15 protein-coding genes are annotated in these 17,922 nt (G+C 62.6%); 7 read left to right on the forward strand and 8 right to left on the reverse strand.

Going from position 1 to position 17,922, the window contains the following annotated elements; translation table 11 throughout:
* Positions 1-193: 193 nt before the first annotated feature.
* Entirely contained in the window at positions 194-916 is a 723-nt protein-coding gene (locus NKH04_RS06130; protein WP_352473419.1) for a helix-turn-helix domain-containing protein, read from the reverse strand.
* Positions 917-1,175: 259 nt separating this feature from the next.
* Here NKH04_RS06130 and NKH04_RS06135 point away from each other — a divergent pair, with 259 nt between their 5' ends.
* Complete coding sequence (locus tag NKH04_RS06135) at positions 1,176-2,534, forward strand: trimethylamine monooxygenase (RefSeq protein WP_352473418.1); 1,359 nt, start codon at positions 1,176-1,178, stop codon at positions 2,532-2,534.
* A gap of 25 nt (positions 2,535-2,559) precedes the next feature.
* On the opposite strand, the gene NKH04_RS06140 is transcribed toward NKH04_RS06135, so the two are convergent.
* A complete protein-coding gene (locus NKH04_RS06140) occupies positions 2,560-3,897 on the reverse strand; it encodes an aminotransferase-like domain-containing protein (RefSeq protein ID WP_353044054.1) in 1,338 nt (445 codons plus the stop codon).
* A gap of 109 nt (positions 3,898-4,006) precedes the next feature.
* Here NKH04_RS06140 and NKH04_RS06145 point away from each other — a divergent pair, with 109 nt between their 5' ends.
* From NKH04_RS06145 to NKH04_RS06165, 5 genes are all read left to right on the forward strand, one after another.
* Positions 4,007-4,981 (forward strand): substrate-binding domain-containing protein, encoded by a 975-nt coding sequence (locus tag NKH04_RS06145; RefSeq protein WP_353044055.1) that lies wholly within the window; start codon positions 4,007-4,009, stop codon positions 4,979-4,981.
* A 72-nt stretch (positions 4,982-5,053) separates the two neighbouring features.
* The gene (locus tag NKH04_RS06150) at positions 5,054-5,884 is read left to right on the forward strand and encodes an ABC transporter substrate-binding protein (RefSeq protein ID WP_502913373.1); all 831 of its coding nucleotides are present in this window, start codon (positions 5,054-5,056) and stop codon (positions 5,882-5,884) included.
* 8 nt (positions 5,885-5,892) lie between these two features.
* Positions 5,893-6,813: an amino acid ABC transporter permease gene (locus NKH04_RS06155; protein ID WP_352746205.1), complete on the forward strand. Its 921-nt coding sequence runs from the start codon at positions 5,893-5,895 to the stop codon at positions 6,811-6,813.
* Positions 6,800-7,573: an amino acid ABC transporter ATP-binding protein gene (locus NKH04_RS06160; RefSeq protein ID WP_023674014.1), complete on the forward strand. Its 774-nt coding sequence runs from the start codon at positions 6,800-6,802 to the stop codon at positions 7,571-7,573. The genes NKH04_RS06155 and NKH04_RS06160 overlap by 14 nt, the downstream gene beginning before the upstream one ends.
* 45 nt (positions 7,574-7,618) lie before the next feature.
* On the forward strand, positions 7,619-8,800 hold the full coding sequence (locus tag NKH04_RS06165; RefSeq protein ID WP_352821868.1) for a M20 aminoacylase family protein: 1,182 nt from the start codon (positions 7,619-7,621) through the stop codon (positions 8,798-8,800).
* A 123-nt stretch (positions 8,801-8,923) separates the two neighbouring features.
* Here NKH04_RS06165 and NKH04_RS06170 read toward each other — a convergent pair whose 3' ends face one another.
* The 4 genes from NKH04_RS06170 to NKH04_RS06185 all read right to left on the reverse strand — a co-directional run bounded on the left by NKH04_RS06170 (position 8,924) and on the right by NKH04_RS06185 (position 14,735).
* Positions 8,924-10,471, reverse strand: coding sequence for an autotransporter outer membrane beta-barrel domain-containing protein (locus tag NKH04_RS06170; RefSeq protein WP_353044057.1), 1,548 nt, complete (start codon positions 10,469-10,471; stop codon positions 8,924-8,926).
* A gap of 159 nt (positions 10,472-10,630) precedes the next feature.
* Positions 10,631-12,613 carry an ABC transporter permease gene (locus tag NKH04_RS06175; RefSeq protein ID WP_353044058.1) on the reverse strand — a complete coding sequence of 661 codons (1,983 nt, stop codon included), beginning with the start codon at positions 12,611-12,613 and terminating at the stop codon, positions 10,631-10,633.
* Positions 12,610-13,689, reverse strand: coding sequence for a quaternary amine ABC transporter ATP-binding protein (locus NKH04_RS06180; RefSeq protein ID WP_353044059.1), 1,080 nt, complete (start codon positions 13,687-13,689; stop codon positions 12,610-12,612). The genes NKH04_RS06175 and NKH04_RS06180 overlap by 4 nt, the downstream gene beginning before the upstream one ends.
* A 74-nt stretch (positions 13,690-13,763) precedes the next feature.
* Entirely contained in the window at positions 13,764-14,735 is a 972-nt protein-coding gene (locus tag NKH04_RS06185) for an ABC transporter substrate-binding protein (RefSeq protein ID WP_352473408.1), read from the reverse strand.
* A 469-nt stretch (positions 14,736-15,204) separates the two neighbouring features.
* Here NKH04_RS06185 and NKH04_RS06190 point away from each other — a divergent pair, with 469 nt between their 5' ends.
* Entirely contained in the window at positions 15,205-16,287 is a 1,083-nt protein-coding gene (locus tag NKH04_RS06190) for a D-alanine--D-alanine ligase family protein (protein WP_353044060.1), read from the forward strand.
* Between the two features lie 59 nt (positions 16,288-16,346).
* On the opposite strand, the gene NKH04_RS06195 is transcribed toward NKH04_RS06190, so the two are convergent.
* Positions 16,347-17,132: an SDR family oxidoreductase gene (locus NKH04_RS06195; protein WP_353044061.1), complete on the reverse strand. Its 786-nt coding sequence runs from the start codon at positions 17,130-17,132 to the stop codon at positions 16,347-16,349.
* Between the two features lie 8 nt (positions 17,133-17,140).
* Positions 17,141-17,905, reverse strand: a complete 765-nt coding sequence (locus NKH04_RS06200) for an SDR family oxidoreductase (protein WP_353044062.1) — start codon at positions 17,903-17,905, stop codon at positions 17,141-17,143.
* Positions 17,906-17,922: the final 17 nt, after the last annotated feature.

The raw sequence follows: 17,922 nt of genomic DNA on the forward strand, positions 1-17,922 counted from the left end.
CCGTGCTCAAAGGCCGGACATATGGACGCAAGCGATCGAAAACGACGCAAAACAACCGTTGCAGGCAGGGCGCCGTCCACATATGGATCCTAGGGTCTCCGCTACGGACGTAGCGGAGACCCTAGGATCCATGCCGTTACCGTGGCCGTGGAGTGCAGCGATCCAGGATTGCTTGCGCGCCCTCATCTCCGGCTCACCCCGCGCTGCTCTGCGGATAACAGATGATCGACAAATACCGCATCGGCAGGACGCTCAGCACTTCCGGTCCGTGCGGCGCATCGGCGTCGAAGAACAGGCTGTCGCCGGGCCTCATCGGGTAGAGATTGCTGCCGTGCCGGTAAACCACCTCGCCCTCGAGCATATAGAGGAATTCCATGCCTTCATGCTGGAAGGTCGGGAACACGTCGGAATCCTCGGTCAGCGTGATCAGATAGGGTTCGACGACGACGCCGCTGGTGTTGGAGCCGATATGGCCGAGCAGATTGTACTGGTGGCCGGCGCGCGTGCCGCGGCGTTCGACGTCGAGGCCTTCGCCGGCCTTGACGAAGACGGCACTGCGCTCTTCCTCGAAGCGGCGGAAGAAGGCGGTGACGGGAACGCCGAGCGCCCGCGACAGCGCCTGCAACGTGGTCAGCGATGGCGAGGTGATGCCGTTCTCGATCTTCGACAGCATGCCAAGCGAAATGTCGGTGGCGGCAGCCAGATCGGCGACGGTGATGCCGAGCTTCTTGCGGAAGGCCCGCACCTCGCGGCCGATCGCGACCTCCAGGACTTTTTCGCGGGTGTCGCGAATGGCGTGCGGGTTCTGGGTGAGCGGCGCGCGTATCTTGCGCGGATCGATTGCAGCGACCGACGGCTTGGCCTTGGCGGCGACGACGGCCGCAGCGGGCTTTAGACTGGATGCTTTTTTCGCCATGTTGCCACCCCGGACCTTGCCGATTCATTTCACTCACGGTGAACATATTCGGTGCCGATACAGAAGCGCAACTGCCACGGCAAGCCACCCGTGTCGAATTGCGCAATGTCTGGATTTCGCCCGAGCTACTGCGTCGCTTGGAAATCCAGCTGGGCGAAACGCGGTTTCGCGACAAGCCCTGTTGACAGCATCGAAGGGGCAATTACTGTCCTGTCAGTGAAATTTGTTTCGTTAGGGAAATGAGATCGGGAGGCCCGCAATGAAAGATCGTGTTGCCGTCATCGGAGCCGGGCCGTCCGGCATGGCTCAGCTCAGGGCCTTCAAGTCGGCTGCCGACAAGGGCGCCGACATTCCCGAGATCGTCTGCTTCGAAAAGCAGTCCGACTGGGGCGGCCTGTGGAACTACACCTGGCGCACCGGCCTCGACGAGCACGGCGACCCGGTGCACGGCTCGATGTACCGTTACCTCTGGTCGAACGGCCCGAAGGAATGCCTCGAATTCGCCGACTACACCTTCGAGGAGCATTTCGGCCGGCCGATCGGCTCCTATCCGCCGCGCGCCGTGCTGTGGGACTACATCAAGGGCCGCGTCGAAAAATCCGGCGTTCGCCAATGGGTGCGCTTCAACAGCCCGGTGCGCATGGTCACCTTCTCCGAAACGACAAAAAAATTCACCGTCACCGCGCATGACCGCACCAGCGACGTCACCTACTCGGAAGAGTTCGACCATGTCGTCGTCGCCTCGGGCCATTTCTCCGTGCCCAACGTTCCCTATTTCGAGGGCTTTTCGACCTTCAACGGCCGTATCCTGCACAGCCACGATTTCCGCGACGCCATGGAATTCAAGGGCAAGGACATTTTGATAATCGGCCGCTCCTATTCAGCCGAGGACATCGGCTCGCAATGCTACAAATACGGCGCCAGATCGATCACCTCCAGCTACCGCTCGAAGCCGATGGGCTTCAAATGGCCGGAGAACTGGAAGGAAGTGCCGCTTCTGCAGAAGGTCGTCGGCAAGACGGCGCATTTCAAGGACGGCAGCACCAAAGACGTCGACGCCATCATCCTGTGCACCGGCTACCTCCATTCCTTCCCGTTCCTCACCGAGGATTTGAAGCTGAAGACCGCCAACCGCATGTGGCCGGACGGGCTCTACGAGGGCGTCGTCTGGGAGAAAAACCCGAAGCTGTCCTATATCGGCATGCAGGACCAGTTCTACACCTTCAACATGTTCGACGCGCAGGCCTGGTTCGCCCGCGACGTCATCATGGGCCGCATCAATCTGCCCTCGGCCGAAGCCATGGCCGAGCACGGCCGGAAATGGCGGGCACGCGAGGAAACACTTGAAGACGCCGAGCAGATGATCTGGTTCCAGGGCGACTACACCAGGGAGCTGATGGAGCAGACCGACTATCCCGGCTTCGATGTCGAGGCTGTCAATCAGACCTTCATGGAGTGGGAGCACCACAAGGCGCAAGACATTATGGGCTTCCGCGACCATGCCTACCGCTCGCTGATGACCGGCACGATGGCGCCGCTGCATCATACGCCCTGGCTGCAGGCGATGGACGATTCGATGGAAAGCTATCTCGAGATGAAGGGCGTGGCGGCGGAGTAGCAGTCCGAACGGCGATTGACTTGCCTCAGACAATTTCCCGCGCCGGGTCGGCCGCCAGCGCCAGGGAATTTGCGACGTGCTCGAGGTGCTCCTCGTCCAGAATGCTGGTCGCGACTCGGACAGCGTTCGTTTTTCCGGTCGAAAACTTCGCCCCGGCATGGACCGCGATGCCGTGGGCGGCCAGCGTGACCATCGCGTAAGGTTCCGAAGCAACCGGAATGAGGACGCTGAGACCGTGTCCGGCGTCGATATCGACATTGCGTTTGGCCAGTTCGCCGGCGAGCCGTTCGCGACGGCCGCGGTATACCTCCTTCGCCTGCTCCACCAGGGCGGCCGTGGCCGGGTCGTGCAGCAGCCAGGCGGTGGCCGCCTGCAGGATGCGGCTGGTCCATCCCGAGCTGAAGCTGCGGTAGGACTGGATCTGCTCGACGATCGTCGCCGATCCGGACAGCACGGCGAGCCGCAAATCCGGGCCGTGGGTCTTGGAATAGGACAGGATATGGACGACGCGATCGGGAAAACGCCGGCCAAGCGAAATGCGCGGCGCCGAGGCAATATCGCCGACGCCGTCATCTTCGACAATCAGCACGTCGGTGCCGGCGAGCAGGTCGCCGATGACTTCCAGCCGCGCCGACGACATGCAGGCGCCGGTCACCGAATGGACGCGCGGCTGGAACAGGAACGCGACGGGCCGCTGCCGCAGAGCGTTGGCAAGTGCATCCGGCAAGGGACCGTCGCTGTCGCAGTCTACCGGGATGATCGGCACATCGAGATCCTCGAGGATGTCGAGCAGGCGAAGCGCCGTCGGGTTCTCGATGGCCACCGGCGCTCCCGGCGGGACCAGCGCATGCAGCAAGGTGTAGATGGCGTTGTAACCGCCATTGGTGGCCAGGAACGCGCCGGGATCGTACGGCCATGACGGGCGCACTGCCGCCTCCAGCTCGGGCAGGATGCGCACCCGCTCGTAGCTGTTGAGCTTTTCGGCGCGCGCACCATGCGCCAGCGCGATGTCGAGCGGCGGCAAGAGCCTCACATCGGGCTCCGCGATCGCCAGGTTCAGAACATCCTGTCCGTAATTGCCGCCGCTCATGTGGCGCTCGGGCCGGGCGGCAAAGCGGTTGCCCATGATCCAGGTGCCGTTGCGTCCGCGGCCGCCGATGATCTTGTAGCGCCGCAACTCGCTCCACGCCTGCGAGACCGTCGCCGGGCTGACGCCAAGCACATAGGCCAGATCGCGCACCGGCGGAAGCTTTGCGCCGACAGGCAGCGCGCCGCTTCTGATCAGCGCACTTGTCTCGCGTGCGATGCCGCGCATCGTGCGGTCGCCAAGGCGCTCGGCGAACCATCCTGCATCGAAATCCATCGGCACCCGCAACCGTTAAAGCTAATGTTCAATAACATAATAACATTTGATCGGCCAAAAATAAACATTTACCAATCGCCGGTCAAACATAGCGTTGAAGTTCATCCCGATGCCCGTTTCCATCACTATAGCCACCCGCGATTGGGACTATCTCACCCCTTTGGTGCTGGGTGACGTCGCTTCGAGCCGCTTGTCGGTGAAGGTTGACCGCGTCGCCACGCTCATTCCGGATCTCGGCACCGATCCGAACTACGATGCGGCGGAGGTCTCATTCAGCCGTTATGTGTCGGCCATGGCTTCGGGCAGGGATACGGTGGTTGGAATACCGTGCTTCATCATGCGCGGCTTTCGCCATCGCTGCATCATAACGGTCGAGGCCAGCCCGCTGGAACGGCTTTCCGACCTTGCCGGCAAACGCATCGGCGTGACCGGCTGGCGCGATTCCGGCAACACATGGACGCGCGCGGCGCTTCGCCGGGAAGGCGTCGGCGTCGAGGATGCCTATTGGTTCGCCGGCAGGCTGACATCGGAGCACCCGATCGCCGACCGCCTCGACGGATTCGGCAGGCCGGGGCGCATCGAAGCAGCACCAGGCGAGCGCCCGATGATGGAGCTGCTGTCGCAAGGCGAGCTCGACGCCGTTTTCACGCCCTTCATGCCGGACGGCTTTTTCGGCCCGGCTTCCGGCTTCCGGCAAGTGCTGCGCGATTTTCGCGCGGCCGAACGCGCCTATTTCGCCGACGTCGGTTATGTCCCGGGCATGCATCTGGTCGCCGTCAAGGCCGCAGTGGCCAGGGAGCACCCCTGGCTGCCGCAGGAACTCGCCAGGCTGATCGACGAAAGCCAGCGCGTCTGGACGGCAAAGCGCCGAAAATATGCCGATACCTCGCCCTGGATCCTCGAGGAGCTGCTTCATGCGGGGCGCGACCTGCCTGCCTCCTGGAACGCCAGCGGCCTGCCGGCCAACCGGCGCATGATCGAGGATTTCGTCACCGAGCTCCATGCCCAGGGCATTCTGGCGGAACCGATTTCCGCCGAAGCCTTGTTTCCTTTCGAGGCCAGATCGCGGGCCACCGCAGCCTGACAACGCACAACGAAGAACACGAAGGAGAATGCCATGAGGACAATCAGCTTCATATTCGCCTCGCTCGTCACCATGCTGGCGCAGGCCAGCTTTGCCCAGGATATCCAGAAGCAATCGGTGAACGAGGATTTGCGGGCCCGGCTGCCGGAAGAGATCCGCACGGCGGGAAAGATCACAGCCGTCAACAACGGCTCGTTCCCGCCCTATGAGATCGTCACCGGCACCGAACTGTCGGGGGCGACCAGGGACATTTCCGACGCCATCGGCCAGCTGCTCGGCGTCGAGATCGATCATGCCTCGGTCGCCGGCCTGCCGGCTTTGCTGAGCGGCATCAATGCCGGCCGTTATCAGTTCGCGATGGGGCCTGTCGGCGACTATCCCGACCGGCAGAAATCCAACGACTTCATCGATTGGGTGCGCGAATACGTCGTCTTCGCCGTCGAGAAGGGCAACCCGCAAGGCATCACCTCGCTCGACACCGCGTGCGGCAAGCGCATCGCCGTCATGTCGGGTGGCTCGGCCGAAAAGGTCATCAAGCAGCAGGCGCAGAAATGCACCGAGGGCGGCAAGCCGGCCGTCGAGGTGCAATCCTTCACCGACCAGCCGAGCTCGATACTGGCCGTCCGGTCGAAACGCTCCGACGCATTCTTCTCCTCGCAGGCGCCGCTGACCTATTTCGTCGAGCAGGCGAAGGGCCAGCTGGAACTCGCCGGTGTCGGCCAGGCCAACGGCTTTAAGGACATCTACCAAGGCGCCGTCGTCAAGAAGGGTTCGCCGCTGGGCGGCGTGCTGCTCGACGCCTTCAAGATCCTGATGAAGAACGGCACCTACGCCGCGGTCATGAAGAAGTGGGGCCTCGAGAAGAACATGATCGACGCGCCAGGCATCAACCAGGGCCAGTAGAGGCTGCCATGACCGATGCCACCGCTGCCTACGCGGCCGGGCTGCCGCGACGTCCCGACGACGCGCTGCGCGACGTCAAACGAGCCCACCGGCCGTTTCCGCTCGTCCGGCTGGCGCTCTGGGCGTTCACCGTCGCCGTGGCGGCCGGCTTCGCCTATATCGTTGCAGTCAACCCGAATTTCGGCTGGCCGGTGGTCGCCCAGTATTTCTTCGATCCGACGGTCATGCAGGGGCTTTCGGTGACGCTCGGCCTGACGGTCGTGGCTATGATCCTGGGCATCGTGCTCGGCCTGCTGCTCGCCATCGCGCGCATGTCGAGCGACAGGCTGGCATCCTTTCTCTCCGGCCTGTTCATCTGGTTCTTCCGGGGAACGCCGCTGCTGGTGCAATTGATCCTGTGGTACAACCTTTCGACGCTGTTTCCGCGCATTTCCATCGGCTTCGCCAGTTGGAACACCAACGACCTGATCACGCCGTTGACCGCCGCCGTTCTTGGTCTGGCGCTGAACGAGGCCGCCTACATGGCCGAGATCATCCGTGGCGGGCTGCTGTCGGTGGACAAGGGACAGGCCGAAACGGCTGAAGCCTTCGGCATGACCCGCGCGCGGGCCTTGCGACGCATCATCATCCCGCAGGCGATGCGGTCGATCGTGCCGCCGACCGGCAATCAGCTGATCAGCATGATCAAGGCGACGTCGCTTGTCAGCGTCATCGCCATGGCCGACCTGCTCTACTCGGTGCAGTCGATCTACAACCGCACCTTCGAAATCATTCCGCTGCTGATGGTTGCAGTGCTGTGGTACCTGCTGATCACCTCGGTCCTCAATGTCGCGCAAGGCGCGATCGAACGCCACTACAGCCGCGGCGACCGCGGCGCGCGCGAGAAGACGGCGACCGCCACCCTGGAGGCCGCCAATGAGCGCGCATGACACGCCTCTGGTCCGGGCGCGCAACGTTCACAAGGCCTTCGGCCCGCTCGAAGTGCTGAAGGGCATTGATCTGGACGTCGCGCCTGGCGAGGTGGTGGTCATTCTCGGACCGTCCGGCTCCGGAAAGTCGACCTTCCTGCGATGCATCAATCATCTCGAGGCGATCGACCAGGGGTCGATCGAGGTGGACGGCGAGCAGATCGGTTACCGGTTGCACGACGGCCGCCTCGACAAGCTTTCCGACCGCGCGATCGCCGCTCAGCGGCGCAAGATCGGCATGGTGTTCCAGCAGTTCAATCTCTATCCGCACATGACGACCCTGCAGAACGTCATCGAGGCTCCGGTCGGCGTTCACCGGGAGAACCGCAAGGAGGCGATCGGCTACGCCCGCGAACTGCTGACCCGTGTCGGTCTTGCCGACAAGATCGACGCCTATCCGCGCCAGCTTTCAGGCGGCCAGCAGCAGCGCGTCGCCATCGCGCGTGCGCTCGCCATCCGCCCGAAATTGATGCTCTTCGACGAGCCGACCTCGGCGCTCGATCCGGAGCTGGTCGGAGAGGTGCTCGCCACCATGCGCGATCTCGCCAGGCAGGGCTTGACCATGATCGTGGTCACGCATGAGATCGGCTTCGCCCGCGAAGCGGCGGATCGGGTGGTGTTCATGGACGACGGTAATGTGATCGAGGCCGGGCCTCCGGACGAGGTTCTCGCCAAACCCAGGCACCCGCGCACGCGGGCTTTCTTGAGCCGTTTCATCTAAAAGCAAAGCCGGCGCGGCACCTGCTCGGCCGGCAAAGGACCTTCCATGCCAAAGACCTCCAACCAGTTCGCCGATATTTCCGACTTCGCCGACAAGGCCGCCGAGCTTGCAGCGGCCCGCCAGCACCTGCACGCGCATCCCGAGCTTTCATTCCAGGAGCACGAAACGGCTGCATACGTTGCCGAACGGCTCGAAAGCTGGGGCTATGAGGTGACGCGCAATGTCGGCGGGCTCGGTGTCGTCGGTCGCCTGCGCCAGGGCAGCGGCCGCAGCATCGCCATCCGTGCCGACATGGACGCCCTGCCGATCACCGAAGCTACCAATCTCCCTTATGGCAGCCAGGCCAGCGGCAAGATGCACGCCTGCGGTCATGACGGCCACACCACGATGCTGCTCGGCGCCGCCGAATACCTGGCGCGCACACGGCATTTCAACGGCACGGTGAACCTCATCTTCCAGCCGGCCGAGGAAGCCGGCAAGGGAAGCGGGGCGCAGGCGATGATCGCCGACGGCCTGTTCGAGCGCTTTCCCTGCGATGCGATATTCGGGCTGCACAACCACCCGGGCGCGCCGACGGGTTCGTTCCTGATGCGCGCCGGGCCGCTGATGGCGGCGAGCGATACCGTCACCATCAGGATCGCCGGGCGTGGCGGCCACGCCTCGCGTCCGCACCTGACGGTCGACCCGATCGTCGCTGCCGCCAACATCGTCATGACCCTGCAGACGGTTGTGTCGCGCAACGTCAACCCGATCGAGACCGCTGTCGTCACCGTCGGCACGATTCACGGAGGCACGGCCTCCAACGTCATTCCGGAACACGCCGAAATCACGTTGAGCGTCCGCTCCTTCTCGGCCGAGATCCGCGACACGCTCGAGCAGCGTATTCGCAATATCGCAGCACTTGTGGCGCAGGCGCATGGCGCAACGGTCGAGATCGATTACGAGCGCGGCTACCCGGTGGTGGTCAATTCCGAGCGCGAGACGTCCTTTGCGACAGACATCGCTGTCGAACTCGTCGGTCAGGACAAGGTGTCCGTCTGCCCGTTGATCCCCGGCAGCGAAGACTTTTCTTATTTCCTCGAACACAAACCCGGTTGCTTTCTGCGCCTCGGAAACGGCGAGGATTCAGCCATCCTGCACAGCTCGAAATATGATTTCAACGACGGCAATCTGACCGTCGGCGCAGCGCTCTGGGCTCGTTTGACCGAGAGATTCCTGGCCGCCTGATCCATGACTGCGGCTTGGATTGTCGATCGGCCGGTCGAGCATTATTGGGGCGACCGGCCGCGCGACGATGCTCAACGAATTCTCACGCATTCCCCCTCTTCGAATGCGATAAGAGCTTCGCTTTCAGACAAACAAAAAGTCACCCGTCGTCAGCGGGCTTGTAAAGTTTGCGAGAGTAACTTGATCGACTCCTGCGGTAACGATGGTGTCGGTTCCACTTTGCGCAATTGTGAGATCATCGAACGATTGCACGCCCTCCACGCCACTAAATACAATGGTGTCGTCTTGGGTCTGGCTGAAATCGTAGATGGTGTTTTGGGTTCCGACCGTCATTGAACCATCGTCCTTGAATATGAATTGATCTCTGCCGCCCTGAGCCAGTTCGCTCAGTTGCCCGTCACCCCACATGTCGTTGACGACGGTGCAGCCGGGTGCCGCGCTCCCAGCGTACAGGGTATCGTTTCCGCCCAGAGCCGAACCGGACATTTGCAGAGCGTCGCCGCACAGGAAGTTGCGGACCTGGCCGCTTTCGCTGTTGTGGCCCCCGGTAAGAATGTCGTTGCCGCCCGCGGCGGACCCGGACATAGCGAATGTGTCGCCATACAACTCGCTTTGAACATCAGGACCAGAGCTCTTATTGCCGCCGGTTAGGATATCATTGCCGCCCACAGCATTGCCGGCCATCGCGCCAGCGTCGCCATAGGCGAAATTATGGGTGCCTTGCAGCACGGCCACGTCATCGCCCCCGCTAGCAGAGTCGGACATGATGCCGGCCGCGTCACCATAGAAACTTATCACGAACCCACCCACGCTCGTGAAGGTGTCGTCGCCGCCCTTAGCAAAGTCGGACATATGTAGGCTCGCGTCGCCAAAGAAGGTTTTGGTCTGAATCGTGCCACCAAAGTCTGTGTAATGGTCGTCGCCACCCTGAGCATGGCCAGACATGCTGCGACCGGCATCACCGTAGAAAATAGTGTTGGCGTCACTAGCGCCATTGAAAGTGTCGTTGCCGCCCTTGCTGTAGTCCGACATATCGCCGCTGGTGTCCCCGTAGAAAGCGTTGCTGGAGTCGCTCCTGGCCGTGAAACGGTCGTCGCCACCTTGAGCATGGCCAGACATGTTGTTCCCGGCGTCGCCAAAGAAAATGTTGACGGCCACGCTGGTGCCCTCGAAGGTGTCATTGCCACCCTTGCTGTGGTCGGACATATCGACGCCGGCGTCACCGTAGAAAGTGTTGAAGGAGTTGGGAAAGGCCGTGAAACGGTCGTCGCCGCCCTGAGCATGGCCGATCATGTTGCCGCCGGCGTCGCCGAAGAAAATGTTGCTGGCTTGCGCGGCGCCCGTGAAAGTGTCGTTGCCGCCCTTGCTGTGGTCCGACATATCGTCGCCCGCGTCACCGTAAGCAGTGGTGGTGGAGGAGCTCGACACCGTGAAGGTGTCGTCACCGCCCCGAGCAAAATTGAACAAGCTCCGAGCCGCGTCGCCGTAGAAGGTGTAAGTCGACGGTGCGGTTTCCGTAAAGGTGTCGTTGCCGCCTCTTGAGAAATCGAGCAGGCTGCCGCCAGCGTCGCCGGTCAAGATATTCGTATTCGGATCGCCTGTGAGGGCGTCATCGATACCCCGCTGATGATCTGCCAGATCACCGGTAGTAAAGGGAACGCGTTTAGACATTTATCCGCTCTCCTGTTGAGCCTACCCGTCCCATGGCAGCCGTACGATGTGAGGCAAAAACGAGCAATAATCCCGAATGGCTATGTCTTTAGGCGTAGGGATCGGTGCCTCGTTAACGGCGCGCTTGGCGGCAGCTTCCTGAGGCCGTCCTATTCCGGACTATCCCAGCCTTGCCCGAGCCTTCGCCGTCCAGGCGTTGAACAGCCGGTCTGCGACGATGCCGATGAAGGCGATGGCTAGGCCGGCGACGATGCCGCGACCGGAATCGGCCTTGGACAGGGCGATGAACACCTCCTGGCCGAGATCGCGCGTGCCGACCATGGCGCAGATGATGATCATCGCCAGCGCCATTAGGATGGTCTGGTTGACGCCGAGCATGATCTCGGGCAACGCCAGCGGCAGCTGCACGCGAAAGAAGGTCTGGCGCCTGGTGCAGCCCGAAACCTTCGCCGCCTCGATCAGCGCCGGCGGCACCTGTCGAATGCCGTGATTGGTGTAGCGGATGGCCGGCACCACGGCGAACGCGACGGTGGCGATCATCGCGGTGACGTCGCCGACCCTGAACAGCATGACCACCGGAATGATGAAGCAGAACGACGGCAGCACCTGCAGCGTGTCGATGACCGGCGTGACGGTCTTTTCGAAGCGGTCGCTGCGCGATGCCATCAGCCCGATCGGGATGCCGATCAGGCAGGCGATAAAGGCCGAGATTCCGCACAAATAGACGGTGGCCATGGTCTTTTCCCAAAGTCCGGTGACGGCGCAGAACGCTGTCAAAGCCGCGACCAGGGCGGCGAGGCGCAAGCCGCCGAGCTGGTAGCCGGCAAGGCCGAGGAGACACACCGCGCCCAGCCACGGAAAACCCTCGCAGAAGGCGCGCACCGGGTTCAGCACGTTGAGGATAAGCGCCACGCGGAACGCTTCGATAGTGTCGAAGAAGTTGATGGTGATCCAGTTCACCGCCGCCTTCCACAAAGGCGCGGTGGTGAAGGTGATCGCTTTCGGCACCGCGGCGAACGCCGGCACGAACAGGCCGAGCAGCGTGGCGACGGCGAGGATGGCAACAGCCAGCGCCAGATTGGGATAGCGCCGCCAGAAACTGGTGCTGGCCTGGTGGCGGACATTGCCCTTGGCGTGATTGTGCGCGATCGCCTGGCTCAGCCGGTCGAGTGCAATTGCCAGCGCGACGATGGCGAGGCCAGCTTCCATCGCCTCGCCGACCTTGAGCGCGCGCAACGCCAAAAGCACGTCATAGCCGAGCCCACCGGCACCGATCATCGAGGCGATGATCACCATGTTGAGCGCCAGCATGATGACCTGGTTGACGCCGACCATCAATGTCGGCCGCGCCGACGGCAACAGCACCCGCCACAGCTTCTGCCGTGCCGTGCAGCCGGCCATCTCGCTGAAATCGTCGATCTCTGACGGCACCCGCGACAGGCCGAGCATCGTCGCCCGCACCATTGGCGGCGTCGCGAAAATTGCCGTCGCGATCATTGCCGAGACCGGGCTGTTGCCGAACAGAAGCAGCATCGGGATCAGATAGGCGAAGGTCGGGATCGTCTGCATCAGATCGAGGGCAGGGGAGATCAACAACCTCTCCGCCCAAGGCTTGCGCCATGCCCAGATGCCGGCGAACAGCCCGGTGACAATGCAAAACGGCACGGCGATCGAGATCAAGCCCAGCGTCAGCATGGCGCTGCTCCACTGCCCGAACAGCGCGATGTAGAGAAAACAGCCGCCGGCCAGCGCACCCAGCTTCCAGCCGCCGGCGGCGCGTCCGGCAAGGTAGGCGGCAGCGCAGACGCCGACCCAGGACAGGCGCGGCAAGACGATCATATCCGCGCCATGGCCGATCTTGAAATTCTTGGCCAGAAGACCGAGCGCGAAATCGAGCGGCACGCCAAGCACCGCGGTGATCGAGCGGGTCAGCCAGGAGAAGTTCGACTTCACCCAGTTCATCAGCGCACCGACCCAGTCTGCGACAGGAACGATCGCGCCGGCCGGGTAATTGACCGCCCAGGGCAGGCTTTCCTGCAGCAGAAAGACAATATCCACGGCGGCGAGCGCACAGGCCCAGATCGCCAGCCAGGTTTGAACCGGCCGGGGCCTCGCTGCGCTGGCGCTTGCCGTGACGGTCATCCGCCGGCCCCACGACGCTCGATGCCGGCGAGAAGATCGATCACCGCCTGCGGCGTGACTTCGCCGATCGGCTTGCCGGTGCCGTTGACCACCGCGAAGGGCTTGCCGGCAGAGACGATATCTGCCGAAAAACTTGATATCTTGGCATCCGGCGCGACCGTGCCGCCGTACTCGGCGCCGTCGCAGGCGCGCATCAGGCGGCGCGCCGAGATCACCTTGGCGCGATCGACATCGCGGGTGAATTCGGCGACATAGTCGGTCGCCGGGTTGACCACCAGCTCTTCCGGCGTGCCGATCTGGATGACCTCGCCGTCCTTCATGATGGCGATCCGGTCGGCCAGCCGGATGGCCTCGTCGAAATCATGGGTGATGAAGACGATGGTCTTGTGCAGCATGGTCTGCAGCCGCATCAGCTCGTCCTGCATCTCACGGCGGATCAGCGGATCGAGAGCCGAGAACGGCTCGTCGAGGAACCAGATTTCCGGCTTCGTGGCGAGGCTGCGGGCGATGCCGACACGCTGCTGCTGTCCGCCGGAAAGCTCGCGCGGATAGAAATGCTCGCGGCCGCGCAAGCCAACCAGGTCGATGACTTCACGGGCCCGCTTCTCGCGCGTCGGCCGGTCCTGCCCCTGGATGCCCAAGGGAAAGGCGATGTTCTCCAGTACGTTGAGATGCGGCAGCAAGGCAAAATTCTGGAACACCATGCCCATGCGATGGCGTCGCAGTTCGATCAGCGCGGCATCGGAAATCTTGAGCAGGTCCTTGCCTTCAAACTCGACCTTGCCGTGGGTCGGCTCGATCAGCCGCGACATGCAGCGCACCAGCGTCGACTTGCCTGACCCCGAAAGTCCCATGATGATGAAGATCTCGCCCTGGCGGATTTCGAGATCGACGGCGCGCACCGCGCCAACCAGTCCGGCAGCGGCGATGTCCGCCAGGCTGGCCTTGCCGTCGCGCCGGCGGATGAAATTGGCCGCGTCCGCCCCGAACAGCTTCCAGACATTGCGACAGGCAAGCTTTATCGGGCGGGCATCCTTGCCCGTTGCTTTCACCGCCTGTTCAATCGTATCGCTCATGCAATCGTCCTTCTGGAATAGGGGATCGAGACCCGGCCCTGAATGGCCGGGTCGTCGCGTTTCCAGTCAGACGGTCACTCGGCCCAGGCTTTCCAGTCGGCTTCGTGGGCGGCGATCCAGGCGGCGGCGACGTCTTCCGGCGTCTTGCCTTCGAGATCGATCTCGCCGCTCATCTTGTTGAGCTCGTCGGTGTCGACCGTGTAGTTTTTCGCGACCTTGTAGGCGACAGGCCATTTGTCCTTCATGCCGGCCCAGGAATATTTCCAGATCTCGCCATGCGGCTTGCCGCAGTCGTATTTCGCGTCGGGGTTCACACCCCATTTCGGGTCGGTGTAGCACTCTGTCGTATAGTCGGGGAATTCGACCCATTCGCCCTTGTATTTGGCTGGCGCCCAATGCGGCGAATAGATCCACAGCATGATCGGCGCCTTGCGCTGATAGGCCGAGTCCAGTTCGGCGAACATCGCCGCGTCGGTGCCGGCATGGATGACGGTGAAGGGCAGTTTCAGCGCCTCGACGCGTTCGTCGTCAAAACCTTCCCATGTCACGGGTCCGCCAAGATAACGCCCCTTCGGCGCGGTTTCGGCCGTCGAGAAGGCCTCGGCGCATTTCGGGTCTTTCAGCGCTTCCCAGTTCGGCAGGCCGGGGCATTTCTCTTTCATATATTCGGGAAACCACCATTCTTCCTTGGCCTTGGGTCCGAGCTTGCCGAGGCGTTCGGTCTGGCCCGTCGCGTCCGAGGCCTTCATCGCCTCGCCGGCCGTCGTGTCCCAGAATTCCAGGCCGACATCGATGTCGCCATTGGTCAGGCCGGTGGTCAGGCTGGAGAGATAGTCGGCGGTCGGATACTCGACGGTATAGCCGAGCTTTTCGAGGATGCCGCCGAGGATCTTGGCGTTCAGATTGACGCTGGTCCAATCGAACAGCGCGATCTTGATCGGGTCGTTGGATTCCGGCGCCGCCGCATAGGCCGAAGATGTCAGTGCGGCTGCGGCAAGTGTTAAGGCTCCCATTGAGAAATTCGAAATCATGCTCCGAAGTGACATGCTTGTTCTCCTGTCAAGCTCTGGTGGAAATTATCGTTAGTTCCCGTCTTGCGTCTTTTTTTGATTGTGTTGGAAAAGTTGGTCGTTGCGCAAGGCCATAGGCGCCACAATGCTGCCGAAGCGGATGCCGGCGCAAAACGGGGGTGGTGCCCAAATTGGTGAAGATGTGGCGGGACCGGCCGCGTCATGACTGCCGAAGGATTGCTGCCAAAGCAGTCATCCACGGATCGATCGCCGGTCTTGAGGGGCAAACCATCAAAGTCCCATGATCTCGGCTGTTGGCTCGGCAACTCGCCCAGAGCCACTTTCATGAGATGAAATTATATATACCAACGGTCATGTCGCGCAACGAATAACGCCGGTGCCAATTTCACGGCCCGTCTTTTTACATGGACCCGCAGATCGGTTCGAAAAAAGCCAAGGTTGCCGATCATCCCGTATGCGAGCCGCAAGATAGGGTACCGATACAATGCAGCAGACCTCTTCCTTGAACAGACTGCGCATCGCCGTGCTCTTTGGCGGACGTTCCGCCGAGCATGACGTTTCGGTGCTTTCAGCAACCAATGTCATGCGTGCGCTGCTGCCCGCCAAATACGATGCCGTCCCAATCTTCGTCACGCGCGAAGGGCAGTGGCTGCTGAGCAGCTTCCAGGATGGTACGCTCGCAAAGCCTGCGGGCGGTTTGGAAGTTTGCCTGGTTCCGGGCGGGCACGGACGGATGATGGCGATCCCGGCCGACGGCACGCCCTATGACCTGCCGCAGATCGACATCCTGTTTCCCGTACTGCACGGCCCTCATGGCGAAGACGGCTCGGTACAGGGGGTGGCCGAGGTGGCTCGGGTGCCGCTCGCCGGCTGCGGCATCCTGGGTTCGGCAACCGCGCTGGACAAGGACATCGCCAAACGGCTCCTGGAAGCGGCGGGGCTGCCAATCGCGCGCTCAGTGACGATCCATGAAGGTGCGGCGCCCGCCCTCGCCACACTGGAAGGCGAACTCGGCCTGCCGTTCTTCATCAAACCGGCGCGTCAGGGATCGTCTGTCGGCGTCGGAAAAGTCCATGCCAGCCAGGAATTCGATGGAGCGCTTGCTGAAGCCTTCCGGCACGATTGCAAGCTGTTGGCCGAGGAATTCATTCGTGGGCGCGAGATCGAATATAGCGTGTTGGAGGACCCGGCAGGCGACCTGTTCGTCTCGCGGCCAGGCGAGATCGTGCCGGCCGAAAGCCACGATTTCTACAGCTACGATGCCAAATACATCGACGAGAACGGCGCGGCGCTAAGAGTGCCGGCCGAACTGCCGCCGGAGGTCGAGGCAGCCATGCGGGACGTGGCCGCAAGGGCTTTCAGAGCCGTCGGCTGTGACGGGATGGCCCGCATCGACTTTTTCCTGACGCCGGACATGCAGTTCTTGGTCAATGAAATCAACACCATCCCCGGCTTCACCGATATCAGCATGTATTCCAAGGCAATGGCGGCGAGCGGCGTCAGCTATTCCGAAATCATCGACCGGCTCGTGGAGCATGGATTGGCACGGGCCGGCCGACCAGTCTGAACGCAGCGAAGCGGGCTTTCAGATCCCGGTGGATGGTACGTTGGCCCGCGCGCCGCCGCTCACGACATGATCAGGCCGCCATCGACATTGATGGTCTGGCCGGTGATGTAGGCTGCATCGTCGCTGGCGAGAAAGCTGACCAGGCCGGAGACATCCTCGCCGCTGCCGGCGCGGCCCATCGGGATGTTCTTCACCCATTCGGCCATCAACTCGCCGGGCTTGTACTCGCCCATCAACTTTCCCCATGCGGCGTCGTTATAGGCCCACATATCGGTGTCGATGATCCCGGGGCAGATCGCGTTGACGGTGATCTTCTCCTTCGCCACTTCCTTGGCCAGGCTCTGGGTGACGCCGACGACGCCGAATTTCGAGGCCGCATAATGCGGCGTGTAGATAAAGCCCTGCCGCGCCTGGCCGGATGCGGTGTTGATCAGCCGGCCGCCATCGCCATGCTTGCGGATGCGCGCGATCGCCTCCTGGCAGCACAGGAACACGCCCTTGGTGTTGACAGCCATCACCTTGTCCCATTCGCCCTCGGTCATAGCCTCTATCCTGGCGATGGTGATGACACCGGCATTCTGCACGGAGATATCGACGCGGCCGAACTCCTGCTCGGCCAGGTCATAGAGGGCGACGACTTCGTCTTTCTTCGTCACATCCATGCGCAGCGATGCGACCCTGGCGCCCGCAGCCTTGAGATCGGCGGCGACCTCTTCGACGCGCGCGTCGATGGCGCTGACGACGACCGCGGCACCTTCCGCCGCGAAGCGCCTGGCCATTGCCGCGCCGATGCCGCCGCTGGCGCCGGTGATGACCGCCGTTTTTCCCTGGAATCGCTTCTGCATCTTTTCTCCTACCAGCAGACGAAGCCGCCATCGACGATCAGGTCGATGCCGGTGACGAAACTCGAGGCGCGGCTGGCCAGGAACACGGTCGGGCCGACCATCTCTTCCGGCGCCGCCATGCGGCCCATCGGCGTGTCGCGCTCAAAGATCCTGACCTGGTCGGCGACCTCCGGCCGCTTGTTCATCGGCGTCAGCGTGTAGCCAGGGCTGACGACATTGACGCGCAGGCCGCGATCGGCCCATTCCATGGCGAGGCTCTTCGACATGTGGATCACCGCGGCCTTCGACGAATTGTAATGGGCCTGGGTCAGGCCGCGATTGACGATCGAGCCCGACATCGACGCGATGTTGATGATCGAGCCCTTGCGCCGCGTCAGCATGGCGCGGGCCTCGGCCTGGCAGGACAGAAACACCCCGCTGACATTGACGTCATAGAGCTTCTGCCATTTCTCCAGCGACAGCGTCTCTGCCGGCTCAGCTCCGGCGACGCCGGCATTGTTGACGGCGATGGTCAACGCGCCGAGTTCTGCCTCCGTACGCTCGATCGCGGCCGCGAGATCGGCCTCTGAAGTCACCGTGCCGTTCAGCACCAGCGCCTTGCGGCCGAGTGCCGTGATCCGGTGCGCGGTCTCCTCCAGCCCGCCTTTCGAGGCGTGGCCGAAGCAGGCTATGTCGGCGCCGGCCTCGGCCAGCCCAATGGCGATTGCCTGCCCGATGCCGCTGCCGGCGCCTGTCACAAGTGCCACGTCACCATGAAGGTCGAATAATTTCATCGTCGGTCCCTCTGCTC

Origin of the sequence: Mesorhizobium sp. M1365 (genome assembly GCF_040317865.1) — a bacterium.
Taxonomy (GTDB): domain Bacteria; phylum Pseudomonadota; class Alphaproteobacteria; order Rhizobiales; family Rhizobiaceae; genus Mesorhizobium.